Source organism: Methylobacillus methanolivorans (genome assembly GCF_044751345.1).
In the GTDB taxonomy this organism is placed as follows: domain Bacteria; phylum Pseudomonadota; class Gammaproteobacteria; order Burkholderiales; family Methylophilaceae; genus Methylobacillus; species Methylobacillus methanolivorans.
In genome coordinates this window covers 43676-69463 of sequence record NZ_JBIWXY010000002.1, presented here as the reverse complement: position 1 = coordinate 69463, position 25788 = coordinate 43676, and the positions used below count along the sequence as shown (strand labels likewise).

25 protein-coding genes, 1 tRNA gene and 1 pseudogene are annotated in these 25788 nt (G+C 50.6%); 13 read left to right on the top strand and 14 right to left on the bottom strand.

Features of this window, described 5'->3' with window-relative positions; genetic code table 11:
- Positions 1–2: 2 nt before the first annotated feature.
- Genes yidD through rpmH form a run of 3 tightly spaced genes read right to left on the bottom strand, consistent with a single transcriptional unit; the run spans position 3 to position 764 of the window.
- On the bottom strand, positions 3–215 hold the full coding sequence (gene yidD, locus ACIKP9_RS09975; protein ID WP_400882118.1) for a membrane protein insertion efficiency factor YidD: 213 nt from the start codon (positions 213–215) through the stop codon (positions 3–5).
- Positions 216–593, bottom strand: a complete 378-nt coding sequence (gene rnpA / locus ACIKP9_RS09970; RefSeq protein WP_400882115.1) for a ribonuclease P protein component — start codon at positions 591–593, stop codon at positions 216–218.
- Positions 594–629: 36 nt separating this feature from the next.
- Positions 630–764: a 50S ribosomal protein L34 gene (gene rpmH / locus ACIKP9_RS09965; protein ID WP_230348357.1), complete on the bottom strand. Its 135-nt coding sequence runs from the start codon at positions 762–764 to the stop codon at positions 630–632.
- 277 nt (positions 765–1041) lie between these two features.
- Between rpmH and dnaA the strand changes: the two genes are divergently transcribed.
- The 3 genes from dnaA to gyrB all read left to right on the top strand — a co-directional run bounded on the left by dnaA (position 1042) and on the right by gyrB (position 6246).
- A complete protein-coding gene (dnaA, locus tag ACIKP9_RS09960; RefSeq protein WP_400882112.1) occupies positions 1042–2463 on the top strand; it encodes a chromosomal replication initiator protein DnaA in 1422 nt (473 codons plus the stop codon).
- A gap of 230 nt (positions 2464–2693) precedes the next feature.
- Positions 2694–3797 (top strand): DNA polymerase III subunit beta, encoded by a 1104-nt coding sequence (gene dnaN, locus ACIKP9_RS09955; RefSeq protein WP_400882109.1) that lies wholly within the window; start codon positions 2694–2696, stop codon positions 3795–3797.
- A 52-nt stretch (positions 3798–3849) separates the two neighbouring features.
- The gene (gene gyrB, locus ACIKP9_RS09950; RefSeq protein WP_400882106.1) at positions 3850–6246 is read left to right on the top strand and encodes a DNA topoisomerase (ATP-hydrolyzing) subunit B; all 2397 of its coding nucleotides are present in this window, start codon (positions 3850–3852) and stop codon (positions 6244–6246) included.
- A gap of 63 nt (positions 6247–6309) precedes the next feature.
- On the opposite strand, the gene ACIKP9_RS09945 is transcribed toward gyrB, so the two are convergent.
- Positions 6310–6660 (bottom strand): hypothetical protein, encoded by a 351-nt coding sequence (locus ACIKP9_RS09945; protein ID WP_400882103.1) that lies wholly within the window; start codon positions 6658–6660, stop codon positions 6310–6312.
- A gap of 212 nt (positions 6661–6872) precedes the next feature.
- Between ACIKP9_RS09945 and ACIKP9_RS09940 the strand changes: the two genes are divergently transcribed.
- Positions 6873–8408, top strand: a complete 1536-nt coding sequence (locus ACIKP9_RS09940; RefSeq protein ID WP_400882100.1) for a SulP family inorganic anion transporter — start codon at positions 6873–6875, stop codon at positions 8406–8408.
- A 33-nt stretch (positions 8409–8441) separates the two neighbouring features.
- Here the strand turns inward: ACIKP9_RS09940 and ACIKP9_RS09935 are convergent, their stop codons facing one another.
- From ACIKP9_RS09935 to ACIKP9_RS09925, 3 genes are all read right to left on the bottom strand, one after another.
- Positions 8442–10649 (bottom strand): glycoside hydrolase family 2 protein, encoded by a 2208-nt coding sequence (locus ACIKP9_RS09935; RefSeq protein WP_400882098.1) that lies wholly within the window; start codon positions 10647–10649, stop codon positions 8442–8444.
- 154 nt (positions 10650–10803) lie between these two features.
- Positions 10804–11301 carry an SRPBCC family protein gene (locus tag ACIKP9_RS09930; protein ID WP_400882095.1) on the bottom strand — a complete coding sequence of 166 codons (498 nt, stop codon included), beginning with the start codon at positions 11299–11301 and terminating at the stop codon, positions 10804–10806.
- A gap of 160 nt (positions 11302–11461) precedes the next feature.
- Entirely contained in the window at positions 11462–11713 is a 252-nt protein-coding gene (locus ACIKP9_RS09925; protein WP_400882092.1) for a DUF2798 domain-containing protein, read from the bottom strand.
- Positions 11714–11841: 128 nt separating this feature from the next.
- Between ACIKP9_RS09925 and ACIKP9_RS09920 the strand changes: the two genes are divergently transcribed.
- Complete coding sequence (locus ACIKP9_RS09920; protein WP_400882089.1) at positions 11842–12765, top strand: LysR family transcriptional regulator; 924 nt, start codon at positions 11842–11844, stop codon at positions 12763–12765.
- A 24-nt stretch (positions 12766–12789) separates the two neighbouring features.
- Here the strand turns inward: ACIKP9_RS09920 and dinB are convergent, their stop codons facing one another.
- A complete protein-coding gene (dinB, locus tag ACIKP9_RS09915) occupies positions 12790–13947 on the bottom strand; it encodes a DNA polymerase IV (RefSeq protein WP_400882086.1) in 1158 nt (385 codons plus the stop codon).
- A gap of 140 nt (positions 13948–14087) precedes the next feature.
- On the opposite strand from dinB, the gene ACIKP9_RS09910 reads away from it, so the two are divergent.
- Positions 14088–14163: transfer RNA gene (locus ACIKP9_RS09910), tRNA-Glu, on the top strand.
- A gap of 85 nt (positions 14164–14248) precedes the next feature.
- Positions 14249–15133, top strand: a complete 885-nt coding sequence (locus tag ACIKP9_RS09905; RefSeq protein ID WP_400882083.1) for an alpha/beta hydrolase family protein — start codon at positions 14249–14251, stop codon at positions 15131–15133.
- A 46-nt stretch (positions 15134–15179) separates the two neighbouring features.
- On the opposite strand, the gene ACIKP9_RS09900 is transcribed toward ACIKP9_RS09905, so the two are convergent.
- The 4 genes and pseudogenes from ACIKP9_RS09900 to msrB all read right to left on the bottom strand — a co-directional run bounded on the left by ACIKP9_RS09900 (position 15180) and on the right by msrB (position 18398).
- Positions 15180–15485: a BON domain-containing protein gene (locus ACIKP9_RS09900; RefSeq protein ID WP_400882080.1), complete on the bottom strand. Its 306-nt coding sequence runs from the start codon at positions 15483–15485 to the stop codon at positions 15180–15182.
- 590 nt (positions 15486–16075) lie between these two features.
- Positions 16076–17566: pseudogene (gene mqo / locus ACIKP9_RS09895) on the bottom strand (malate dehydrogenase (quinone)); the annotation flags it as partial.
- Positions 17567–17641: 75 nt separating this feature from the next.
- Positions 17642–17992 (bottom strand): DUF4186 domain-containing protein, encoded by a 351-nt coding sequence (locus ACIKP9_RS09890; protein ID WP_400882077.1) that lies wholly within the window; start codon positions 17990–17992, stop codon positions 17642–17644.
- A gap of 13 nt (positions 17993–18005) precedes the next feature.
- Positions 18006–18398: a peptide-methionine (R)-S-oxide reductase MsrB gene (gene msrB / locus ACIKP9_RS09885; RefSeq protein ID WP_230348342.1), complete on the bottom strand. Its 393-nt coding sequence runs from the start codon at positions 18396–18398 to the stop codon at positions 18006–18008.
- An 81-nt stretch (positions 18399–18479) separates the two neighbouring features.
- Here msrB and ACIKP9_RS09880 point away from each other — a divergent pair, with 81 nt between their 5' ends.
- Positions 18480–18845, top strand: a complete 366-nt coding sequence (locus ACIKP9_RS09880; protein ID WP_400882074.1) for a hypothetical protein — start codon at positions 18480–18482, stop codon at positions 18843–18845.
- Entirely contained in the window at positions 18835–19296 is a 462-nt protein-coding gene (locus ACIKP9_RS09875) for a GNAT family N-acetyltransferase (RefSeq protein WP_400882071.1), read from the top strand. The genes ACIKP9_RS09880 and ACIKP9_RS09875 overlap by 11 nt, the downstream gene beginning before the upstream one ends.
- Positions 19297–19359: 63 nt before the next feature.
- Here ACIKP9_RS09875 and ACIKP9_RS09870 read toward each other — a convergent pair whose 3' ends face one another.
- Positions 19360–19632, bottom strand: coding sequence for an HU family DNA-binding protein (locus ACIKP9_RS09870; RefSeq protein WP_230342959.1), 273 nt, complete (start codon positions 19630–19632; stop codon positions 19360–19362).
- Between the two features lie 214 nt (positions 19633–19846).
- Entirely contained in the window at positions 19847–19993 is a 147-nt protein-coding gene (locus tag ACIKP9_RS09865) for a DUF3096 domain-containing protein (protein ID WP_230348339.1), read from the bottom strand.
- Positions 19994–20273: 280 nt separating this feature from the next.
- Here ACIKP9_RS09865 and ACIKP9_RS09860 point away from each other — a divergent pair, with 280 nt between their 5' ends.
- The 4 genes from ACIKP9_RS09860 to ACIKP9_RS09845 all read left to right on the top strand — a co-directional run bounded on the left by ACIKP9_RS09860 (position 20274) and on the right by ACIKP9_RS09845 (position 25788).
- The gene (locus ACIKP9_RS09860; protein WP_449815943.1) at positions 20274–20783 is read left to right on the top strand and encodes a sigma-70 family RNA polymerase sigma factor; all 510 of its coding nucleotides are present in this window, start codon (positions 20274–20276) and stop codon (positions 20781–20783) included.
- The gene (locus ACIKP9_RS09855) at positions 20780–21745 is read left to right on the top strand and encodes a FecR domain-containing protein (RefSeq protein ID WP_400882068.1); all 966 of its coding nucleotides are present in this window, start codon (positions 20780–20782) and stop codon (positions 21743–21745) included. Before ACIKP9_RS09860 ends, ACIKP9_RS09855 begins: the two co-directional genes overlap by 4 nt.
- A 107-nt stretch (positions 21746–21852) precedes the next feature.
- Positions 21853–24306, top strand: coding sequence for a TonB-dependent siderophore receptor (locus ACIKP9_RS09850; RefSeq protein ID WP_400882065.1), 2454 nt, complete (start codon positions 21853–21855; stop codon positions 24304–24306).
- A gap of 240 nt (positions 24307–24546) precedes the next feature.
- Positions 24547–25788 (top strand): mechanosensitive ion channel family protein, encoded by a 1242-nt coding sequence (locus tag ACIKP9_RS09845; RefSeq protein ID WP_400882062.1) that lies wholly within the window; start codon positions 24547–24549, stop codon positions 25786–25788.

Genomic DNA, 25788 nt, shown 5'->3' with positions numbered 1-25788 from the left:
TCTCATGGCACAGGATCATGACCACCGTCATGCCATGGGTGACACTTGGATAAACGGCGTATTGTATAAAAGGCTCCGCGCAATGCGCCATGTTTTTGTATGGCTTCAATGGCATATTGCGAGCAGGTCGGGTAAAAACGGCATCGCTGGCCCAGCAATGGACTCAACATCCATTGGTATAACTTGATCAAGCCTACCATCAGTTTGCCCAACATTCATTGAGGCTCCTGCTGTATCGTCAGCTTGCGCTGTAGTTTGCTTACCAATTCGATGAACTCCTGTTCAATCTCGGTAAACTCAGAACGACCAAATATCATGTGGGGTCTTATCACCAGATCAACGCCTGGCAATTGATGCTGGTTTAACCTGAATAGTTCCCGCATGACACGCTTGATGTAATTACGATCCACAGCGCGGCGAGCAATTTTCTTACCTACTACCAAGCCCAATCTTGCGTAAGCCAATTCGTTAGATTGGTAGTGGAACACAAGATAACGACCTGAAACTCGTTTGCGGAAATTAAAAACGGATGAAAATTCATCCGTTTTTAACAATCTTGCCCGACGCTCAAACGCATATGATGGCAAAACCATGTATAGCTAAAATCGCCTTAAACGGCGAAAGGCTGATTAAACAGCCAGGCGAGCACGGCCCTTGGCACGGCGCGCAGCGATAACAGCGCGACCACCACGGGTCTTCATACGCACCAGGAAACCATGCGTACGAGCACGGCGAATTTTAGAAGGCTGGTAAGTGCGTTTCATGGGAATCTCCGGTTGACTTCTAGATGTTGCGAATCAAAAACGCGTAATTTAACCTGAAAACACAGCCCTATGTCAATGTTTATTTGGGAAAACATAGCCGTTGTGAAAATGATTGTGCGTTGCCTGTGGATAAGTTGTGGCAAACAAGCTAGAATCCTTCATCTGGCATGGGGTGGTAAATATCCCGTGAATACAGCATCTGGTCGATAAAAATAAACATAATCAGACGTTTCGTCCATACCTCACATTCATTTCACTGCGGAGTTTCGGGCAACCGATGGAAAATTTTTGGTCTCTTTGTCTCGGTCGCTTTGAAGAAGAGTTGTCAACGCAGCAATTCAACACCTGGATCAAGCCCTTACGTTTTGAAGCTAACGGGGATGTATTGCGCCTATTGGCGCCTAATCGCTTTGTACAACAATGGGTAAAAGATCGCTTTCTACAAAAAATCACGGCACTGGCTGAGGAGGTATTCTCCAACCCCATGCATATCGAACTGGCACTGTATGATGCCAGCGACAAAGCAGCGCCAGTCAGCCCAGCACGCCCTAAACCACAACAAGCGGCAGAGCCTACCCCAAAAGCAAAAATTGAAGCAGAAGTCAGCAAGGTCACAAAAGCAGTAACGCCGACAAAATCTGCTTCAGCAGCAGTGAAAAAAACCAAACCCGTAGCCGAGACCAATGGCCTCAATCCGTCATTCCGCTTTGATAACTTTGTCACTGGAAAAGCCAATCAATTAGCTCGTGCGGCAGCCATACAAGTCGCGGAAAATCCAGGTACCGCCTACAACCCTCTGTTTATTTATGGTGGAGTTGGCTTAGGCAAGACTCATGTATTGCAAGCAATTGGCAATCACCTGAAATCCCAGCGGCCAGATGCAAAAATTCGTTACCTGCATGCAGAACGCTATGTTTCGGATGTCGTGAAAGCCTACGAACACAAAGCGTTTGATGAATTCAAACGTCAATATCATTCTCTGGATCTATTGCTGATTGACGATATCCAGTTTTTCGCCAAGAAGAGTCGCACCCAAGAAGAGTTTTTCTATGCGTTTAACTCTCTAATCGAAGCCAAGAAGCAAATCATCATCACCTGTGATACCTATCCCAAGGAAATCGCAGATGTCGATGAACGCCTGCGCACGCGGTTCAGCTGGGGGCTAACAGTCGCAGTAGAACCGCCAGAATTGGAAATGCGCGTTGCCATCCTGTTGAAGAAAGCTGAAGCAGCACGCGTGCGCCTGGATGAAGACGTTGCATTTTTCATTGCGAAACAAGTACGTTCTAGTGTTCGTGAATTAGAAGGCGCGCTTAACCGTATTATTGCCATGGCCAATTTCACTGGTCATGCCATTGATGTGAGCTTGGCAAAAGAAGCATTGAAAGACTTGATCGCAGTTCGTGGCCGTCAGATTACTATCGAGAATATTCAGAAAACAGTTGCTGACTACTACAAAATCAAAGTTGCTGAAATGTATAGCAAAAAACGTTCGCGCAATTTTGCACGTCCACGACAAATCGCGATGACACTAGCGCGCGAGCTGACTAATCACAGCTTCCCCGAAATCGGTGAGGCCTTTGGTGGCCGCCACCACACCACGGTAATGCATGCCTGTGATGAAGTTGAGCAATTGCGCCAAAACGATCAAACCTTGGCAAGAGATATTTCTGTCTTGATTCAAGTGATCCGGGATTAAAAAATAAGTACGTGCTTATGGAAAGGCTGTGGGTAACAATGCGGGTTAAACGCGATTTTAAGAAGTCAGTAAAATAACCAACATTCTATCCACAACAGTTTATAAAAATTTCAAGATAGTTTAATTTCAAATATGTGATTGAATTTAAATTGAAAATTTGAGTTATCAACAGAAGTTGCTTACTTTATTGTTATTATCAATTTATTTTTTATATATTAGGTTTTAAAGATATGAACATCCAAATCAATCGCGATACGCTGTTAAAACCACTTTCATCAGTAAGCAGTATTGTTGAAAGACGTCATACTTTGCCTATTCTTTCCAATCTGTTACTAGAAGCTAAACAGGACAAAATTGTGCTGACAGCCACAGATCTGGAAATGCAAATCTCGCTTTCAGTGGAAACAGCAGTCGGCGGAGAACTATCGACAACGATCTCCGCAAAGAAACTTCTGGATATTTGCCGTTCATTGCCTGAAAACGCTGATATCACCATGGCAACACAGGAAAATCGCATCCAAGTTAAAACCGGCAAGAGCCGTTTTAACCTGCAAACGCTTCCTGCCAACGATTACCCTTTGATGACTAAAAATGCAGATGCAAGTAATACCATCATCAAGATTGGGCAAAAATCGCTTAAGCGCTTATTCAAACAAGTTGAATTCGCAATGGCGCAGCAAGACATCCGTTATTACCTCAACGGCTTGTTGTTTGAAGTGAATGGAAATAGGCTGAATGTTGTAGGTACTGATGGCCACAGACTCAGTTTTACTTCAACCGAACTGGCAAATAGCTACGAAAAACAGGAAATCATCCTGCCACGCAAAACCGTGATCGAATTGATAAAACTGTTGGACGAAAGCGAAGATGAAGTCACAATAGAGGTTGCCAATGGTCAGGCTAATTTCGCTTTTGGTGATATCCGATTGATTTCAAAAGTAATTGACGGAAAATTCCCAGATTACACACGTGTAATCCCTACAGGACACCAGAACAGTTTCACTGTAGATCGCATGATGATTTTGTTATCCATGCAACGAGCTTCTATCCTGTCCAACGAAAAATATCGTGGTATTCGCATGGTGCTTTCTGCGAATAGCTTGAAACTAATCAGCACCAATAGCGAGCAGGAAGAAGCAGAAGAAGAACTTGAAATTAGCTATGGTGGCAGCAGTCTGGATATTGGCTTCAATGTCACTTACATGATCGATGTATTGAACAATTCAGACAGCGAAAGCGTGATTTTCTCGTTTGCAGATGCGAATAGTAGTTGCCTGGTAACAGTGGAAAACGACAATAATTACAAATATGTCGTTATGCCAATGAGAATTTAACCGATTGAATATTAAAGAATAACTGATTGTTTCACGTGAAACCCACAGGACTATGACTGATTACAATTCCGACAGTATTAAAATCCTTGAAGGCCTAGATGCAGTTCGTAAACGCCCAGGTATGTACATTGGCGATACATCCGATGGCAGCGGTTTGCACCACATGGTGTTCGAGGTACTGGACAATGCGATTGATGAAGCTTTGGCAGGACACTGTGATGACATCAAGGTAATCATTCATCCTGATAATTCGATCAGTATTTCTGACAATGGTCGTGGTATTCCTACCGACATCAAGGAAGACGATAAACACGAGCCCAAGCGGTCAGCCGCTGAAATCGTAATGACAGAATTACATGCCGGCGGCAAGTTTGACCAAAATTCCTACAAAGTTTCTGGTGGCTTGCACGGTGTAGGTGTTTCTGTGGTGAATGCGCTCTCAGACTGGCTTCGATTGCGTATCTGCCGTAATGGCCAAGTGCATCAAATGGAATTCCGTCGTGGCGTGGCCGTATCACCTTTGGCTGTGACGGGCACGACTGAACGACGTGGTACAGAAGTCCATTTCCTGGCTTCCGTTGAAACTTTCACTACTGTGGAATTTCATTTCGAAATTCTCGCAAAACGCATTCGCGAGCTTTCCTTCCTCAATAATGGCGTCAAGATTGAGCTGATCGACCAGCGCAATGGCAAGTCTGAAAACTTTGCCCATTCCGGTGGGGTCAAGGGTTTCGTTGAATACATGAACCGCAGCAAAACTGTACTGCATCCCAAGCCTTTCTACGCTTCCGGCGAAAAGGATGGCATGACGATCGAAGTATCCATGCAATGGAACGATTCCTACAGTGAAAGCGTGCAGTGCTTTACCAACAATATTCCGCAAAGGGATGGTGGTACTCACTTGACTGGCTTGCGTACGGCAATGACACGTACGCTGAACAGCTATATTGAGCAAAATGACTTGGCGAAAAAAGCCAAGATCGACACCAGCGGTGATGACATGCGTGAAGGCCTGACTTGCGTACTTTCCGTGAAGGTACCTGAGCCAAAGTTTTCCTCACAAACCAAGGACAAGCTGGTTTCCAGCGAAGTGCAGCCTGTTGTGCAAGAAGTCGTTTCTGCGAAGCTGGCTGAATTCCTGCTGGAAAATCCTAACGAAGCCAAAATTATCTGCAACAAGATTATTGAGGCAGCCCGCGCACGTGATGCAGCCCGTAAGGCGCGTGAAATGACACGCCGTAAAGGCGCCATGGATACCATGGGTTTGCCTGGCAAACTTGCCGATTGCCAAGAAAAAGACCCAGCATTAAGCGAGCTTTACCTTGTCGAGGGTGACTCTGCGGGCGGATCTGCCAAGCAAGGCCGTGATCGCAAGTTCCAGGCTATCCTGCCATTGAAGGGTAAGATCCTGAACGTGGAAAAAGCCCGTTTCGATAAGCTCTTGTCTTCACAGGAAATTGCAACCCTGATCACTGCCTTGGGGACAGGCATAGGCAAGGATGATTTCAGTGCAGAAAAATTGCGCTATCACCGCATTATCATCATGACCGATGCTGACGTTGATGGTGCGCACATCAGAACCTTGTTGCTAACTTTCTTCTATCGTCAGATGGGAGAATTGGTGGAGCGAGGCCATGTTTATATTGCTCAGCCACCGTTGTACAAGGTCAAGCAGGGACGTGATGAGCGTTACCTCAAGGATGAGCAGGAACTGGATCAATACCTGCTGCAATCCGCGCTCAAAGGTGCGGAATTACTCAAGCAAACAGATGGTGAAACCATCAGTGGCGAAGCATTGGCAGCGATTGCCAAGCAAATGGTACTAACCGAAGCCATCATTCGCCGTTTGAGCCCACTGTATGACGAAAGTATCCTGCGCGCATTACTTGAGCTGGGCAAGTTGGAACTCGATAGTGAGGCCCAAGCCGAAGCGACAGCAGCAAAACTTCGTCCATTGTTGGGCCATACAGGTAGCGAAGTATTAGTGACGCAAAACCAAGAAAGTGGCAACTATCGCCTGGCAATCAACAAGTATGTTCACGGCAACCTGCAAGCCAGCGTGATCGATAGCGATTTCATCAGTAGTGGTGATTACCAGCAAATCCTCACTACATCACAAACCTTGCAAGGCTTGGTAGGTGAGGGTGCCACTATCAAGCGTGGTGAAAAACAACAACCAATCACCAGCTTCAAGGCTGCTCTAGATTGGCTCATGGGCGAAGCCAAGCACGGCCTCAATATCCAGCGCTATAAAGGCCTGGGTGAAATGAACCCTGAGCAACTGTGGGAAACCACTATGGATCCTACTGTACGCCGCCTACTCAAGGTGCAGATTGACGATGCCATTGCGGCTGATGAAATCTTCACTACATTGATGGGTGATCAGGTAGAACCACGCCGCGCCTTCATTGAAGGCAATGCTCTGGGGGTAAGTAACCTAGACGTTTGATCTATTTAGTATTTTCATATGATCATCAACAATCAGGCTAATCAATGATTAGCCTGATTGCTTTCAACTCAATTGATTTAGCCAAGATAGCGGTTTGGGTGAAACCACATAAGTGATCCCACCATTATCTGACTTGAATACAAATCCATAGTTGAAAATAGTACTGTCTGGTAACCAGAATACAACGGGTTGATTGCGGTTGATATTGTCATAGCCGTGAGTAATCGCGGCCTCGCGAGCAAAACGGTAGGCTGCTAGAAATACCTCAACCCTGGGGTGATCTGCGACTAGACCATTCGCTTCTGCTTCTGCCCAATTCCCACCCAATAGGCGTGCGGTTTCGTTTACCGTCTTGAGATAGTGCCAACCGTGGTCGATAGGAGATACGCGATAGACACTCCATTGGTTTTCCATGATGGCAGCTCCTTATCCGGGATATTGAATGCAGGTTATCCAATGCCTGCTATTTCTGCAAACTTGAGGGATTTTTCACATCGAGCCTAGAAAAGCTGAACAGTCTTTTTTCTATTATTTGGTGTTTTTACCGATTTAACTTATTGATTAAATTGGCATGACATAGTGGCCGCTAAAATAGCTGAGTTGTGCTGCAGCACAGGAGTTTATTGATGTCGAATGCAGTATCCAAGGGGCTAAATCTGTCCCAAATTAAAACCAACGCATTAAGCGGGCTGACAACAGCCCTGGCGATGGTGCCGGAAACGATCGCATTTGCCTTTGTTGCCCATGTATCGCCTTTGACTGGATTGTATGCCTCGGTGATCGTGTCGTTTATCACCTCTGCCTTTGGCGGGCGCCCTGGGATGATTTCCGGGGCAGCAGGTTCATTAGCGGTGGTGATGACAGCCTTGGTGGTGCAGCATGGCGTGGAATACCTGTTTGCAGCCGTGGTGCTGATGGGGATATTGCAGGTGCTGTTCGGTGTTGCAAGGATGGGCAAGTACATTCGCATGGTGCCTTATCCAGTAATGCTAGGCTTTGTGAATGGTTTGGCGATGGTGATTTTCTTCGCCCAGTTCAACCATTTCAAGGTGGTGGCAGGCGATGGCAGCTTGCAATGGTTGAGTGGACCTTTGCTGTACACCATGCTCGGGCTGGTCGCGTTGACGATGGTTATCATCTATCTATTACCACGCATGACCAAGGTAGTGCCATCGGCATTGGCGGCAATTGTGCTGGTATCAGTGGCGGTGGCTGGCTTCGGCTTGGAAACGAAGACGGTGGGTGACCTGGGCTCGATTGCCGGTGGTTTGCCTAGCTTTCATATTCCCTCGGTGCCATTTGATCTTGAAACCTTGAAGATAGTGTTTCCTTATTCACTCATCCTGGCAGCCATTGGCTTGATCGAGACTTTACTCACGCTGAACCTGGTGGATGAGATGACCAATACGCGCGGTCAACCCAATCGTGAGTCAATGGCGCAGGGAGCAGCGAATGTGGCGACCGGGATGTTTAGTGGCATGGGTGGATGTGCCATGATAGGGCAAACCATGATCAATATGAATGCAGGTGGCTTACACCGGTTATCCGGCATTGCCATGTCGGCTTTCCTGCTTTCTTTCATTTTGTTTGCTTCGCATTGGATCGAGATGATCCCATTGGCAGCGCTGATAGGCGTGATTTTCGTTATGGCGCTGAAGACCTTTGAATGGGGCAGTTTCAGGCTGTTCGGCAAGGTGCCAAGGCCGGATATTTTTGTCGGCATATTGGTGGCATTGATCACTTTGTTCAGTGATCTCGCAGTGGCGGTATTGATTGGGGTCATCGTGTCAGCGCTGGTGTTTGCCTGGGAGCATGCCAAGCAAGTATCGGCCAGTACCGTGGTTGATGAATCTGGCCGTAAAGTCTACGTACTCAAGGGCAGTGTGTTCTTTGCCTCGATTGCCAATTTTCAGGCCTTATTTACGCCACACGATGACCCTGCACAGGTCGTGGTCGACTTTGCACAGGCGAAAGTAGTAGATCACTCTGCCTTGGCTGCGATTGATGCTTTGGCCGAGCGTTATGCACAGCAAGGCAAGCAGTTATCGCTCAAGCATTTGAGTCCTGATTGCCGGGCTTTGCTGAGCCAGGCGAAAGACTTGGTGGAAGTGAATCTGCTGGAGGACCCAACTTATCCAGTTGCGGATGACAAGCTGGGTTAGGCCTGGTGATGCGGTGCTTACATCATTCAGCGCCTATTGCACGCTGAAACTGTATTGGTTTTTTCCCATGGATTTGCCATCTTGGCCTGTGATATCGGCTTTGAGCAGGTATTGCCCGGCTTGCAAAGTGGGTAGCGAATAGTCACGCAACTTGTAGCCGGAGTCGGGCAGCATTTCCAGTGGCAGCGTGAGTTGATCCAGCTGTTTCCCATCACGGTAAAGGGTGATGCTATAGCGGGCATGCTCAAAGCCCTGCCAGGTATCATTGATCGCCCATAGCCCGATCTGTGGTGTAGCGCCCACTGGATATTCGTCCTGCTTCCATTCCAGGCTGGGCAAGATAGGCTGGTAGGCTTTGCGCAAGGCTTCATAGCCAGCCTTGGGTTCGCGCCAATAATCGACGATACCCCAATTGATGGAGGGCCAGTTTTCCACGAACATGAACTGGAATACGGCAGAAACCGGGGTATAACGCTGGCGACGGTAATTTTCTACGGCAAACTGGATCAGCCTGGCTTGGTAATGCTGGCTGTTGGCGATAAATTCCTCGATGTTCTTACCCTGCTTGATGCCAGCGAACTCAAAAGTCTCCTTGCGCTGGAAATTATGATATTCCCACTCGCGCCATTTTTCTTCATTGTCCGGCCAGAGTAAATCCTGGCTGAAGATACGTTTCAGGCTCTTGAGATTAGGCAATGCCTGGGCACCAAATTCCGTGCTCCAGGGCGTAGGGGTAGGGCGCGAGAAAGCCAGCCAGTGGTCGAAATACCATCCCATCCATTCATGTTCCTTGGTGGCAGATTCCTTGCGCACAACCCGTAATGGGTCTAGCTGGCTGATGTCTGCATAGAGTAGCTCATCGAGCTTACGATTGATGTCTGGCTGGTAATCAGGGTATTTCTGCGCCATCCACGGTGAATCCCAGGGCGGCTCATTGTGCATGGTCCAGGAGATGATGGAGGGATGTTGCTGCAGTGCTTGCACCATATCCTTGGCCTGGGAGCGTGCATCGGCAATAAAGGCGGGATCATCGCTATAACCCCACAGCAGGGGGAAATCCTGTGTCACCAAGATACCTAGGCGATCACATAACGCATAGAACGCTTGATCGGTGACATGGGCGTGCACGCGTACGGCGTTGATGTGAGCGGCCTGCATCATTTCAAGATCATGCTGGTAGCGTGCCGGTGTCATTTCCGCCAGCCATTGAGTGCCGATGTAATTGGTACCACGCAGGAACAGGCGGCGGCCATTGATGTGCCATTGCAAGCCATCGTCTACCTTGACTTCACGCACACCAAATATCTGTGCCTGACGATCCAGCAGCTTGCCCGAAGCATCTTTGATACTCAGCTCCAGCTTGTAGAGGTTGGGTTTGCCATATTCGTATGGCCACCACAGCGCAGGTTTATCCAGTGGAAAGCTAAGGGCCAGGCGATTGTCGCCTGGCTTCAAGGCTTGCTGCTGGCTGAAACGCATGGTGTTACCCGAAAAATTCTCCGGACGGATAGTTGCCTCTACCGTGACAGATGTTTCATGTGAAACATGCTGGCGTATCTGGGCGCTAGTTTCTATTTGCCAGCGATCTGGCTGCGCTTGTGTCGCTTGTTTGCGAGGCGTGACCTGTAACTGGCGTAATGCTGCCTGTTCGGCAAACTGCAACTGGACAGGCGCCCAGATGCCACCTGTGTTTTTTTCCTGCCCGCGCTCAGACCAGGCCCCACCAGGGCGGGTATCGTGATGACTGAAAATGCCTTTTACCAGCCGTTTGTGTAGAGACCAATCCTCAGGTTTTTCTAGCGGGCTGTTCACTAGCACACGCAACTGATTGTTGCCGGATCTGAGTAAACCGCTGACATCGAACTCAAAGGCCTGGAAATAACCAGTGTGATGGCCAAGATAATGATCGTTAAGCCATACGTCTGCTGCGTAATCCACGCCATGGAATAGCAGGTGAGCCACTTTGCTGGACTTGGCATTATCAAGCTTGAATTGCGTCTGGTACCAGGCAAACCCACTGATGTCATGACCCTGACGATACCAGTTGTCCGGTACCTTGATCATTTTCCAGCCATTCTCAGGCGGTGTGAGTTGTGGCGTTACATTGACAGGGCTGGCAATAGGCTGGAACTGCCAGCTACCATTTAAAGACAGGTGATCAGTTTCTTGCGCTTGAGAGGGAAATGCTCCCAGGGTGAGGCATAGTGTTGACCAGGTAATAAGGCGGGAAAGCAATGTCATGGCGAAGTTCACAAATAATAAGCCGGGCAAGGGCCCGGCTCAAGGTTAAGCTTCTACTGTTTTAGGTTTTCTGTGGTTGAGATAATAGCGCGTCAGTTTCTTCGCCACATAACCTGCAACTAGGGTTTTCAGTAGTAGTTTCATGATAGACCTCCTAACGTGGTTGATTCAAATGACCGGGCGGCGTTGCCTGGTAAGCACCCTGATTGACCTGGCCGCGCCAGGCTCCCGTGGCGTTACCGCGCGACTCGATAAATCCCTTGAAGCGCTCCAGATCACCCGCCACCCGATGGGTTAATACGCCAATGGCATCGGCGGCATTTTCCAGCAGACCTTCCGGGTCGTAATCCATCTGTAACATGATGCGTGAGCTCGCATCATCAATATGGTGGAAGGTGACAACCCCGGCATTACGCGCACCGGAAATACTGTGCCAGGCAATGCGCTTACCGGGAATCTGCTCGGTGATTTCAGCATCCCATTCCTTGCGCTGGCCAACGATTTCCGCTGTCCAGTGCACATGGGTGTCATCAAGCTGGTTAACCGCAATGATGCCTTCCATGAACAATGGAAAATCCTCGAACTGCGTCCATTGATCATAAGCCACTTGGGCGGGTACGTTCACTTCTATGGATTTCTCAATCACTGGCATGACGTCCTCCTATCAATATGGATGGTTTCTGGGCTAAACAGTTCCACTGAATTGCTTTGCATCAGTAGAAACCCTGGCTACCAGTGTAGTGATGGCAAGCCTTCCATGGCATAGGTTGGCTTCCGAAATGGCTGTCGGAGAAAGTGAATGCCCACAGAGTTCAAGGGCGGATGGTTCTGGCAACCAAAGCCATGACGATGGGGCGCACCATGAGTACACAGATAAATGCCACTGGCATCGCCAGCATGTAGGCGTGAAACACTCGACTGAAATAGCCCAAACCTAAGCCGCTGTTGGCAGCAACGATCACCAGGCACATCAGCATGGCCATGATGCCAGACATGAAAAAGGCAAATACCACAGGTGTGTAGTGTTTGGGCAGGCCGAGGTTGAAACGGGGAATTGCATTCATGATATTGCTCCTGTGTTTGTTGATGGAAGCACTGTACGCTAGCCATTCATTAGCCAGTAGACCGTAAAACTTAATGACATTTTCAAGTTAAACTTATAAGTGAAGATCAAAATGCAAAAGGTAAGCTTGTGGATAACTTGAAAGGCATTAGCAGTTTCGTCAAGGCAGTGGAGGAGGGGAGCATTGCTGCCGGGGCAAGACGGCTGGGCATTTCAGCTGCTGCTGCCAGCCAGAATATTGCTCGCCTGGAACAACAACTGGGGGTGAGGTTGCTGATCAGGACGACGCGCAGCCTGGCCTTGACGGAAAGCGGTCAGCTTTATTACCAGCGGGTGCAATCGGTGATGGAGGAACTGGATGATGCGCAGGCAGAGCTGCATGAGATGGCTGGTGAACCACGGGGGAAATTGCGTATCGCCAGTTCTGCGGCTTTTGGGCGCAATGTGCTGGCTCCACTGGTAGCAGCGTTTGCTATTCGCTATCCCAAGCTCAAGATCGAGCTGGTGTTGGCAGATCACTATGTGGATCATATCCGCGAAGAAATTGACCTCAGTATCCGCTTTTCGCAGCAGTTGGAGGCTGGCTTGGTTGCCAGGCGGATTGCACGGGTGCCATTGCGCTTTTGCGCCTCACCGGCATATCTGGCACAACATGGAACTCCACATGATCCTGACGAGCTGATCCATCACCAATGTTTGGTATTAAGAGTGCCGTTTGACGGACGATTACTCGGATGGCGCTTCGTGAGAAATGGCTTGCGGTTTGAAGCACTGCTGAACGATACCTTGATTTGCAACGATATTGATACCTTGGCCAACATGGCGGCAGCAGGCGCTGGCATTGCACGTATCGGTGCGTTTGTTGCGGATCGCCTGATTGCGGATGGATTACTGGTGTCTTTGTTTGAGCCGCTTGAGGGTAAAGTGCCGAATGCCGAGATCGAGCCCTTGGAGTTTTATGCTTGCTATCGGGATAGGCAGGCGACCACTGGCAAGCTTAGGTTGCTGATCGATTTCCTGGTGGCACATATCCCAGCGCCATGGCAGGCTTGACCGGCTAGCTTGTAGAGCTCAGCTTCAGCTAAATAAGCTTGCCTGTTCCGGTGGATCTGCCTCAATCTCATCGCTATGTACCAGATTACTGACTTTCACTCCTAGCAAGCGAAAGCGCTGATCCAGCGAAAGGCGTTTCAAGCATTGGCCTGCGGCTCGGCGGATGGTGGCTGCATCATTGGTAGGGTGAGGTAAGGTGAGATCGCGCGTGGCTGTACGAAAATCCTGATACTTGATCTTGATGCCGACAGTGTGGCCCAGATAGCGTTTCTGTTGCAGGTCATGCGCTACACGTTCGCATAATGCGGTGAATGCGCGGCTGAGATAGTGCTTGTCCTGTAGCGCATGCATGTCGCGCTCAAACGTGGTTTCTCGGCTCATGGATTTGGGCGTAGAACTAGTGACAACTGCCCTGTCGTCCTGCCCCTGGGCAACACGCATCAGCCAATGGGCGTAACTTTGGCCAAAATGCTGCAACAGGATATCAGGCTTGGCAGAGGCAAGGTCTGCAATCGTGTGGATATCCAGCTTCTCCAGCTTCAATGCGGCCTTGGGGCCTATACCGTTGATCTTCTTGGCCGCCAGCGGCAGGATGCGCTCCTGGAAAGCCTGGTGATCAATGATGGTGAGTCCATCAGGTTTGTCGAGATCTGAAGCTATCTTGGCGAGCAATTTGTTAGCGGCGATGCCAATCGAGCAGGATAGGCCAGTGGAATCGAGCACGGCAGTTTTCAGGCGCTGGGCCAGGATATCCGTGTCCTCCTCAATGGTACTGAGATCAATATATATCTCATCAATCCCCCTATTCTCGATATCGGGTGCGATCGACATCACAGCAGCCTTGAACAGGCGCGAATAATGACGGTATGACTCAAAGTCTGCGGGGAGCAGAATGGCATCTGGTGCCAATTGTGCAGATTTCATCAAACCCATGGCAGAAAAGACGCCCAGCGCCCGGGCTTCATAGGTGGAGGTAGTGACGACTCCGCGGCCATTGTATTCCCCCAGTCGGGTAAATTGATGGCGGCCATTGGCAAGCCTGCGTGGCTGCGGGGTAGAGCGGCCACCAACCACTACGGCCTGCCCGCGCAACTCAGGGTAGCGTAGCAACTCTACCCCGGCAAAGAACATATCCATGTCGAGATGGGCAATACGGCGGTCTGGGAAACGAACATCTTTCATCTGGCCGCTATGCTAACAATGATCAGGCAAGACCGCATCACCTCTGGAATGATGCGGTATGGAATATTTTTTCAAAATAAGCTGGCGTTTGTCAGGGTTTTTGGTTAGAATTCGCACCCTCTAGAAACATTATGTTTCATGTCCCCATCGTCTAGAGGCCTAGGACATCGCCCTTTCACGGCGGTAACCGGGGTTCGAATCCCCGTGGGGACGCCAATTTCAATAAAAGCAGACCATAAAAAGTCTGCTTTTATTTTGTCTGTAGATTAATCAACTAATTGATTTTAATATGTTTGTTGGTGTGAAAGAACTGAAGCTGCAAGATGAAGCGCACGGGCTTTCGTTTCCTGCGCTGGTCATGTATCCGACTCAGCAGGCGCCAACCAGCCACGCATTTGGCCCTTATGTGATGGATGTTAGCCCTGATGCTCCCGTTGCACCTGGGCAATATCCCCTGATCTTGGTCTCTCATGGCAGCGGCGGTTCACATTTGTTGTACCGGAGTATGACGACTCATCTTGCCCAGCACGGCTATATCGTCGCAATGATTGAGCATCCGGGTAACAACCGCGTTGATAATCAATTCATGGGCAAGGTGGAAAACCTGCAATACCGCCCACGCCATCTTCGGCTTACGGCAGATGCGCTCCATGAGGATGCTAGCTTAGGTCGGCATTTACAACCGGGACAGCTTGGCGTTATCGGGCACTCCATGGGCGGCTATGCTGCGCTTGCACTTGCAGGGGGTAAGCCATGGTATCCGCCAGAGGCATTTAAGCCAGACTATGCTGGGCCAGCACCTACCAGCGTGGAGGTGGAGCATGACGACAGAATTCAGGCACTGGTGTTATTGGCACCGGCAACCGTATGGTTCATGCCAGAAGATGCGCTCAAGCATGTTGATGTGCCTATCTTGATGTTGAGTGCGGAGCATGACCCTTATACGCCAGGCTGGCATAACGAGATTGTGCTGAAGGGTGTGTCAGACATTACCAAGGTGACTAGTCGGTGCGTGAAGAATGCTGGGCATTTCTCTTTTCTTAGCCCGTTTCCCCCCAAGATCAAGCAGGGCGGTGCATTGCCAACCACAGATCCCGAAGGGTTTGATCGTGAACCCTTTCACGAACAGCTCAAGCAGGAAGTCCTAACTTATCTTAACCTGCGTTTCAAATCGTCACAGGCATAAAAAATGGGGCTTTTGCCCCATTTTTATTCAATCCACCTAATATTGCTTAAGGTGCAATGATGTCGTTCTTCACACCAGTGACACCCTTGACGCTTTTGGCAATTTTCACAGCACGCTCAGCTTCTGCCTTGCTCTTGGCAGTTCCGCTCAGTTGCACCAGGCCATCGCTATCGGTTTCTACCTTGATATCAGTAGCGCTAACCAGCTTATCCTTGGCAAAAGCAGCCTTGACCTTGGTCGTCACCACGGAGTCGCTCAGCTTGGTTTCAATGCTATCGCCCTCTGCCGCAAAGCTGGCTACTGGCATCATCAACGCACCGATCAGAACAAGGCTTTTAAAATTCGCTTTCATTTAAGACTCCTTTTTGGATTTAATTATCGAGAACACGAGTTCATTCTATAAAGGCATGTTAGAGCGATTAATCAGCAAGTCACTGAAAGCAATGTAGGAATGAGCTTACTGGGCACACCAGCCTAAGTTGAGCCCAATAATTAAGTTCAGGCCAATAATGAGGTGCGATGTTGGTAGGGCAAAGATATGGAGATGTTGCTGGAGGTGCGGAAGGAAAGGCGGTTGAGGCAGCCTGTGCTGGCATTTGCCTGGGAGATTTCACATGCTCAAGGCATTTTTCTATGAAATCGCCCGGATCAGCATAATGAGGGGGACGGACAGTCGCTAATCCTGACAAATGCCAGCGGCTCGCAAAACTGGCAGGGCTTAACCGAATATAAAGCCCAATGCAATCGGGCCAAACATCACGGTGACAAGCACCAGATTCAATAAGGCATGCATAATGGATTCCTTTATGTATGTTGCTTAAGAATGTGGAGCTACTATAGCGTTGGTGTCAGGGGCGTGTTATCTGGAAAATTCTGATATGCGTGTAGGACAAACGGAAGTGGCTGAGCATGAGGCCCAGCCACCAGCCATGGAGTGGTGGCTTAAGCCAGTTTCAGGCGAGTCAACGTACGTTGTCTCACTGTGTGTAGCAAGGTAGCGTCATCAATCAGGGATTGGCCATAGGATGGCACCATTTCGCGCATGCGCTGTTGCCATGTTGCACTTTGCAAGGATTTGCCAAAACAGCGCTGCAAGACATCCAGCATAGCAGGCACTGAGGTAGATGCCCCTGGCGAGGCTCCTAGCAAGGCCGCCAGGCTGCCATCTTCCGCAGCAACAATCTCGGTGCCAAATTCCAGCTTGCCGCCTTTCTCGTCACAGCCCTTGATAATCTGTACCCGCTGGCCTGCCGAAACAAGTGACCATTCACTTGCTTTGGCGGCTGGGTAGAAATGCTTCAAGGCAGCTACACGTTGTTTATGGCTTTGAAACACCTCTCCAACCAAGTAACGGGTGAGGTCCATGTTATGGCGCCCTGCGCCCAGCATGGATTTCAGGTTGCCTCGCTTGACTGAGCTGACCAGGTCAAGCAAGGAGCCTTGCTTGAGGAAACGGGTAGTGAAACCGGCAAACGGGCCAAACAGCAACGCAGGTTTGCCGTTGATGATGCGGGTATCCAGGTGTGGGACGGACATCGGTGGTGCGCCGATAGGAGCCTTGCCGTAGACTTTGGCGTGGTGTTGCTCAATCACATCCTGGTTGTGGCACACCAGCCATTGCCCGCTGACTGGGAAGCCGCCATAGCCTTGAGCTTCTTTGATAGCGGATTTTTGTAGCAGAGGTAGGACTGCACCGCCAGCGCCGAGAAAAACGAAATCGGCATGGATGGTGGCCGGTTTGCCTTTGGCCAGGTCTGTTACTTTCACTGCCCAGCGGCCTTGTTTCTGCTTGAGGTCGGTCACTGCATGGCGGGTCAGCAGTTTGAAGCCAGGCTGGCTTTGCAAGTGTTGCACCAATTGCCGGGTAAGGGAGCCGAAATCGACATCGCTGCCATAGGCAACGCGCGTGGCTGCGACCGGAGTATCCATGCCGCGAGTTGCCATGACCAGCGGCATCCATTGTTGCAACACGGATGGATCTTCACTGTATTCCATATCGGCAAACAAGTGATGCGCACTCAAGGCCTGGTGGCGTTGACGCAGGAACTCCACATCTTTTTCGCCCCAGACAAAACTGGCATGGGGTGTGGGATTGATGAAGCTGGCTGGTTCGTTCAGGATGCCTTGTTCGACTAGCCAGGCCCAGAATTGCAGGGACTCTTCAAAGGCGGCATTGATCTTGAGTGCACGCGCAATGGAGACGCTACCATCGGCATTTTGCGGCGTGTAATTGAGTTCGCAATACCCAGCATGGCCTGTCCCGGCGTTGTTCCAGCCATCACTGCTTTCCGTTGCGACTTCAGCCTGTTGTTCCACCAGCGTGATGCGCAGGTCTGGGTTGAGCTGATGTAACAAGGTGCCGAGGGTGGCACTCATGATGCCGCCGCCAACCAGCAGGATATTGGTATCTAAGGAAGTGGTCATGTCAGGCCGGGAATGGTTCTTTACTGTAGTCTTGGGTCGCCATGATAGGCATAAGCCGTGCTTCTGTAAAACCCTGTTTTCATGTCAATAAACCTTTTCCAGCCAGTGCATCAGTACTTGCAAGACATATTCCTGATCATCTGCGTGCAGGGCACGTCCGGCAGGAATCAAGTGCCATTTCTGCAGGCAGCCCCGGCAACAGCAAGCGGTGGCGTGCTGTGCCACGAATACTGGATGGCCTCGGAAAGGAGTTTGCTTGCCGTCGTTTACGATCAGCGCAGGTGCTAGGCGCTTGGCAATGAAATCTCGCGCATGATCCTGTATTACTGGTAAGCCTTTGGCATGCAGGTAATGACTATCGTGCGTATTCAGCTGGAACGAACTGCGAAAGCGGGAACGTCCCAGGGCCGCAAACAGTTCGTCCAGTTCTCGCATGTGGAGTATGTGTCTAGCGTGGCTCGAAGCGTAATGAAGCGGAGTTGATGCAGTAACGTAGCCCGGTCGGAGGAGGGCCATCAGGGAATACATGCCCCAGGTGGGCATCGCAGACATTGCAGATAACCTCGGTGCGCACCATGCCGTAAGAGGTATCTTCTTCTTCGCGGACATTATCCGGGTCCAGCGCTGCAAAGTAGCTTGGCCAGCCGCATCCAGCGTCAAACTTGGTGTCGGAGGCAAACAAGGGCGTATCGCAACAGACGCAGTAATAGATGCCATGCTCGAAATGCTGGTCATATTCTCCAGTGCCTGCGCGTTCGGTGGCGGCGTGGCGCGTGACTTCATACTGTATCGGACTAAGTTGGTGACGCCATTCGGCATCGCTTTTTACCACTTTGGTCATGACTTCCTCCTCATGAGTTGATGCGTTATTTGTCTGTGTAAAACCAGTACAATGCTGGATTTAGTCAGTAAGGACACTGTAGTGACGCAACACGGTAAAGCCATCAGCATCCAAGGGGTCAACGTCATTCTGTTTGACATCGATTACGGCGAATCGCGTGACAATGACGCTGCAATCCCCCATTTTAATATCAGATTTGATCTTGAGTTAGGTCAGCAGCAGTTTTCACTTGTCTATAGCAAGCCAGTGGGCAGTGACGACCACTTCGGTGTATCAGGTGACGATTACGAGCCATTATTACAGGCTTTGGAAATCGACCCTGCTTTGACCGCACAGCAACAATATAGTGTCATCACCGAGCAAGCCCTGCACGAAGCGTTGCTACCTATCGCAGAATCGGTATACGAAGACATTGAGTTCCACTCTCCCGACCAGGATGAGGAATAAGCTTCACCATGGAGTGATTGTCGAAGTCTGCCATATGGCAGATGCCGATATGCAGGCACTCTTGGCCAAGCTGGAGCACGAGCTTTACCAGCTTTATCCTGCCATGCCCAAGCCAAGCACACTGCAGCCAGCGCTGACATTGATCGCACGGGATCATAGCCAGCCGGTGGGATGCGTTGCCTTGATGGTGCTAGATGACGATGTTGCTGAAATCAAGCGACTATTTGTTGTGTCAGCAGCCCGTGGCTGCGGCGTGGCCAAACAACTAATGGCTGCGTTGGAACAATGGGCAAGGCAGCAGGGAATCAAGCGCATCCTGGTGGAAACCGGGAATCTGCAATCACCTGCCATGTCCTTGTATCAAGGCTTGGGCTATCAAGCAATTGCGCCATTTGGGCCTTATATCGGCAACCCGGTGAGTTGTTGCTTTGAAAAGCGTTTGCTGCCGTAACAATAAAAAACGCCAGCATGGGCTGGCGTTTTCGCTCAATTGAATCAGTCTTGATTCAATGTCTTAGTTCAAAGCATCCTTCAGAGCCTTACCAGCCTTGAAGCTAGGAGCCTTGCGAGCAGCAATCTTGATTTCCTTACCGGTTTGAGGATTGCGGCCAGTGCGAGCAGCACGCTCGGAAACGCCAAAAGTACCGAAGCCGATCAGTGTTACTGTATCGCCACCCTTCAGGGCTGCAGTTACGGATGCAGTGAATGCATCAACAGCTTTACCAGCAGCAGCCTTGGAAATTCCTGCTTCCTTGGCGATTTCTTCGATCAGTTCTGTCTTGTTCATAAGTTATCCAGTCCTTGTGTATATTGGGTTATCAATCTAGTTTTGGTAAGGCTGATACTTTGCCTCGTTACCAGGTTAAATAGTAACAGGGGAGAAAATATCACAACCTGCGCCCGATGAAACCCCTTTTCGCTACAAACTGGCTAAATTTTTCACCTCAGAAGCCCGTACTGACGCCGTTTTGCGACAAGTCGTCGTGGATTTTCCCTGGAAATTACAAACTGGGTGGGCCAAACAAGCCAATCAGGCCGATGATGATCAGGTACAAAGCCACGATGTAATTCAGCAATCGTGGGATCGCCAAAATCAATATTCCGGCAATCAGGGAAATAAGCGGGGTCAAGCTGACATGGATATCCATCGTATTATCTCCAGGTAATCGTGGATGAGCGCTTTAAGCCTTGCGCAGGTACGATTTCGCAATACGTTTGACGACAAAAGTCACGATGGCAGCCTTGATCAGAAACTTCATGATGATTCTCCTGTGCAATTTGAAGCATCATCATCGCCCAGGCTCAGCCTTGGCAATATCGGTTATTGACTGATGTTGCTGTAGGACAACACTGTATGCCACCAACTGGATGAACATTGCAGCACCTGATTCCGGGCTGGTATGATGAGAATAGTTCTCAGTATTGAAGATGATGACCGTTTACGATCCCTCCTTAACGCAGCTTTATCAGCACCACCATGGCTGGCTGTATCAACTCCTGCGCCGGAAACTCGGTGATGCCGAGTATGCTGCTGATCTGGCCCAGGATACGTTCATGCGAGTGTTGCATGCGGATAGCCTGGTGGAGATTCGTGAGCCGCGCGCCTATCTCAGCACGATAGCACGTGGCTTGATGGCAGATATGTTTCGTCGTCGCGCGCTGGAGCAGGCTTATCTGGATGCCCTGGTCGCGCTTCCTGAGCCGTTGACCATTTCTCCCGAGCAGCGTTTGCTGGTGCTGGAAACCTTGATGGAAATAGATCGCATGCTTGATGGTCTGGGGTCACGCACACGCGATATATTCCTGCTGGCCCAGCTGGAAGGCTTGACCTATCCTGCCATTGGCCAGCAACTTGGCGTCTCAATTACCACGGTCAAGAAACACATGGTGCGTGCCATGACCCACTGCCTCATATTGCTGGATGATGCGCCGGAATGAGCACAACACTGAGCCCAGCATTGCTAGAGGTGGCTGCGGAATGGTATGTGCGCCTGCATGAAGAGATGCAGGCAGAGGCTGCCCAGCAGCAAAGGTTGTTATTTAACGATTGGCTTGAGGCCGATCCTCTGCACCGCCAAGCTTGGGCGCGGGTGGAAAAGCTTGAACAACGCTTCGGCATGGTGCCCGCCGATATCGCAATGCCTGCATTGCGCGATGCTGCTGCCAAGCGGCGTGCTGTGCTGAAAACCCTGGCTTTACTTAGCATCACTGCACCGGCGGGTTGGGGTGCCTATGAATACCTGCCGTGGTGGATGGTAGCGGCAGATTACCGCACCGCGACCGGCGAGCAAAAAACAATCCACCTGCCAGATGGCAGTATCTTGGTGTTGAATACCGCGACAGCCGTGGATGTAGATTACCGCGCTGAGAAACGCTTGATTCACCTACATGAGGGCGAAATCTGTATTACTACCGCAGCCGATAGGGCGCAGCGTCCCTTTGTCGTGCAAACCACCCATGGTGAAATCCGTGCCTTGGGTACGCGGTTTACCGTGCACAGTGATACCAAAGCTACACAGGTGGCCGTGCTGGAACATGCCGTGAAAATCCGCTTGGCGGATCAACAACACGAAAGCCTGCTGCTAGAGGCTGGTCACCAAGTGCAGTTTGATCGTGCTCATGCAGGTCAGGTAAGCGATGTGAGTGCTTATCAGGATGCCTGGGTCCGCGGCATCATGGTGGTGGAAAACCAGGCTCTGGCAGAGTTCATCAAAGCCTTGTCACGTTATCGCCCTGGCATATTGCGATGCGACCCGGCTGCTGCCGATATCCGTATATCAGGCGCTTTCCGGGTGCAGGATACTGACGAAGTGCTCACCAATATTGCCAACACGCTGCCTATCAAGGTGGTATATCGCACCCGCTACTGGGTTAGCGTTACGTTGCGTGAGCAAGGATAAAAAAAACTTTCAGTTAGGGTTGCTGTTTCTGATTCTCATTCGGCTTAACAGATGAGGCGTTGTTTTCTGCGCTTAATCCAATCTATCAAGAACGAAAGGGAATCTTCATGTCGCAGCGTAATAAGCGCTCGTCTCATCCATCACAAGGGGAGGGTTTGTTCAAGGCCAAACCCTTGGCGCAAGTCATTGCCAGGGCTGTTTTCAGCATGTCCATGTGTACGCTATCTGTACAAGTGACAATACCTAGCCTGGCAATTGCCGCAGAAGCTTCGCCAACCCGGCAATATCAGATTGCCTCCGGCCCATTGGGTGCTGCACTCAGTGAGTTCGCCGCAGCTGCAGGCGTGACACTTTCATTCGATCCCTCCCTGGTGGAGGGGCTACAGTCACCAGGCCTGCAAGGCAACGTGACGATCAAGCAAGGCTTTGACCGGATTACAGCAGGCAGTGGCTTCGAGGCCGTGTCACAAAGTGAAACCAGCTATTTGCTGCGCAAGATTCCGCTGCAGAACCTTGCGCAGCGAGATGCGGCTGTTTCTGTACTGCCCGAGCTGGCAGTCAGTATTTCCGGCAAGGCACCGGGCTCAACAACAGAAGGTACAGGTTCTTACACCACTTGGTCGACAAGTAGCTCGACAAGGCTTAATTTGAGCCAGCAGGAAACGCCGCAAGCAGTGACTGTGATAACACGACAGCGCATGGATGATCAGAAGCTCGACACGCTGGTCGATGTGCTGGATGCTACACCGGGTATTATCGTTCAGCGGCCGATGGTGGGCGAGGGCATAGATGGTACAGATATCTACGCACGTGGTTCCCGTCTGCGCAACTACCAGATCGAAGGTGTGCCGACATCGCTTGCGGTTGGCCCTCTGCTGTCAAACACAGCGGCCTATGACCGCATAGAAGTGGTGCGAGGAGCCACCGGTATTATGAACGGGCTAGGTACGCCCGCTGCGACGATCAACTTGATCCGCAAACGCCCGACCGCCACGCCACAGCAATCTGTTACCGTTCAGGCTGGCAATTGGGATCGCTACGGTATTGGCATGGATATCTCCAACCCGCTGAACGAAAGTGGTACTGCACGTGCCCGCCTAGTTGCCAACTATGGCAATGAGGGCGCCTGGGCAAAGCGCTTCGACCAGAGGAACCTTGCGCTCTACGGCATTGCTGAGTTTGATCTGGGCGACCATACCCTGCTCACGGCCGGTTTCAATCATCTGGACCAGAAGACAGATTCGACCATTCTGGGACGCCCGTTATTTTTCACCAATGGCCAGCGTATCAAGCTTTCGCCATCGAATGATGGCACGCCTTCGTGGAGCTATTACAACCACGAGTCGAACAATGTTTTTGCCTCGCTCGAACACCGCTTCGGGGCACACTGGATCGGCAAAGTCGAGTATAGCCAGACGCGCTACGACAACGATGCCATTACAGTTGGCGTTGGGCAGAGGATTGATGCTGCAACTGGAAATGGCGCGGAGGTCTCACCGTATCGCTGGAATAGCAAAACCCGTCAGAACAACCTCGATGCTTACGTAAGCGGGGTGTTCTCGTTGTTTGGGCGAGATCACGAGCTGATCGGTGGCGTCACGTTGTCGCGCAGTCGTTCTTCTACTACGCTTTACGATTACGATTGGGCGAACTACCCGACTGATTTCAATATCTTCGACTGGACCAGCACCGCGCCAGCTCCCGCCTTTTTCAAGACAGGCAGGGGGAGCTTTCAAGAGCGCCAGTACAGCGGCTATTTGAACGCACGCTTCCAGCTCAGTGATGCCACCAGTTTCTTGCTCGGTGCCCGTAGTACTCACTGGCAGCTGGATGAAGGCTTGAGCAAGCGCGAGGAGAACGTCTTCGTACCCTATGTAGGCCTTGTCCATGCACTTAACGATACTTGGTCGGTATATGGCAGCTACACCAAAATCTTCCAGCCGCAAGAGGGCGTTGTCTTTTTGTACGGCCGCCCTGGTGCTTCGCCGGATCCAGAGCAGGGCAAAGGTTATGAAGCGGGTGTCAAGGCCAGCCTGAATGGCGGCAAGCTGACCGCCAACTTGTCATTGTTCCAGATGGACGTTGAAAACCTCGCCTTATGGAACCCCAATGTGCGTTTTTACGAAGTGCAAGGTGAAACCCGCACGCGCGGTGTCGAGCTGGAACTCAACGGAGCACTGGCCGAAGGCTGGCAAGCGGGGGCCGGCTATGCTTACGCGCGTACTGAAGACGAGCATGGCGAACCCACCTTGACCCGGTTACCGTTGAATAGCCTGAAGCTGTTTACCACCTATCGCCTGCCAGGTGCGTGGAACAAGCTTACGCTGGGCGGTGGCGTCAATTGGCAAAGCGCGATTCACAGCGGCAGTACCATTGATTACAGGCAGAACGGCATGGCGTTGGTTAACTTGATGGCGCGTTATGAGCTGAGCAGCCATCTATCCCTTGCACTGAATGTGAACAATGCGCTGGATAAAGAATACTATTCGACGGTAGCCGCAAATTACGGCACTTTTGGCGCTCCGCGTAATTTCATGGCGTCAATGAAATATACTTTTTAGCGACGGTTCGAAATACAGGTGCCGGTTCAAGTCCGGCACCGTGTTGAATGAAGAGAGTCCATATTTTTCTGAACCTATCCAATCTCCTGCGTACTAACAGGCTGTTCCCTAACTCATCCATTGGCTGCCAATCCTTGCTGTGCAAGGCTGTTGGCGCTTTTGCTTTTGTGTTGCGGGAACCTCCGACGTGGCTGGCTATGCTTCAGTCACACGTGTTGTAACAGGTAGGAAAGATAAAAAATGACAGAAGATTGGAATGGTGTATTGGCATGGCTGCAGGGCCATCGCGAAGTGTTCAGCTTGGTGTGTGTCACACTCTTGTTGTTGGGGGCATGGATCGCCAACTGGGTGGTCAAGCATATCTTGGTGCGCGGTTTGCACAAGATTTTACGTTCAGCCACTGTGGGGCAGGCGATTGCGCGAAACCGCGTAGTGGCAAGGCTTTCAAATATTGTGCCTGCCTTGATTATTTCAGTAGGCATTGCCTGGATTCCTGAGTTGCCAGAGGCCGTGGTCACGGTGGTGCGCAATGTGGCGCATGGCTTTATCGTGCTGACGATAGGTTTGGCGATTGCAGGTGCGCTGGATGTGATCAATGATGTGTGGCAGCAGCGGCCTGATGCACACCGCAAGCCGATTAAGGGTTACGTGCAGGTGGTGAAGCTGGTGATTTACATCTTGGCGGCTATCTTGGTAGTGGCAACGCTGATGGATCGTTCCCCAGTGATTCTGTTGTCTGGTATTGGCGCCATGGCGGCGGTGCTCATGTTGATTTTCCAGGATACCTTGCTCTCGCTGGTGGCGAGTGTGCAGATCAGCTCCAATGACATTATCCGTGTGGGAGATTGGGTGGAAATGCCGCAATTGAACGCTGATGGCGATGTGATCGACATTGCGTTGCATACGGTCAAGGTGCAGAACTGGGACAAGACCATTACGACCATCCCGACTAAGCGTTTCATCACTGATTCATTCAAGAATTGGCGTGGGATGTTCGAGTCTGGTGGTCGCCGCATCAAGCGCAGTATCTTCATCGACCAGAACAGCATCCACTTCCTGACGCCAGAAGAGTTGGAACATCTTCAGGAATTCAGCCTGTTGGATGACTACCTGAAGAAAAAGCAGGATGAGTTGGAGGAGTGGAACAAGGCATTGGGTGAGAAGGGCAAGCAGCCGATCAATACTCGCCGCGTCACCAATATCGGCACCTTCCGTGCGTATGTGGAGCAATATCTCAAGCATAACCCCAGGTTGCATCAGGGCATGACGATGGTGGTACGCCAGCAGAACCTGTCAGCAGAAGGTATTCCGCTGGAAATCTGGTGCTTTACCAATACGACAGCTTGGGTGCAGTACGAAGCGATCCAATCTGATCTTTTCGATCATCTGCTCGCGATACTGCCCGAATTTGGCCTACGTGTATTCCAAAACCCAAGTGGGGCCGATTTTCAGGCCTTGCGTCCGATAGTGCAAAATGCTTGA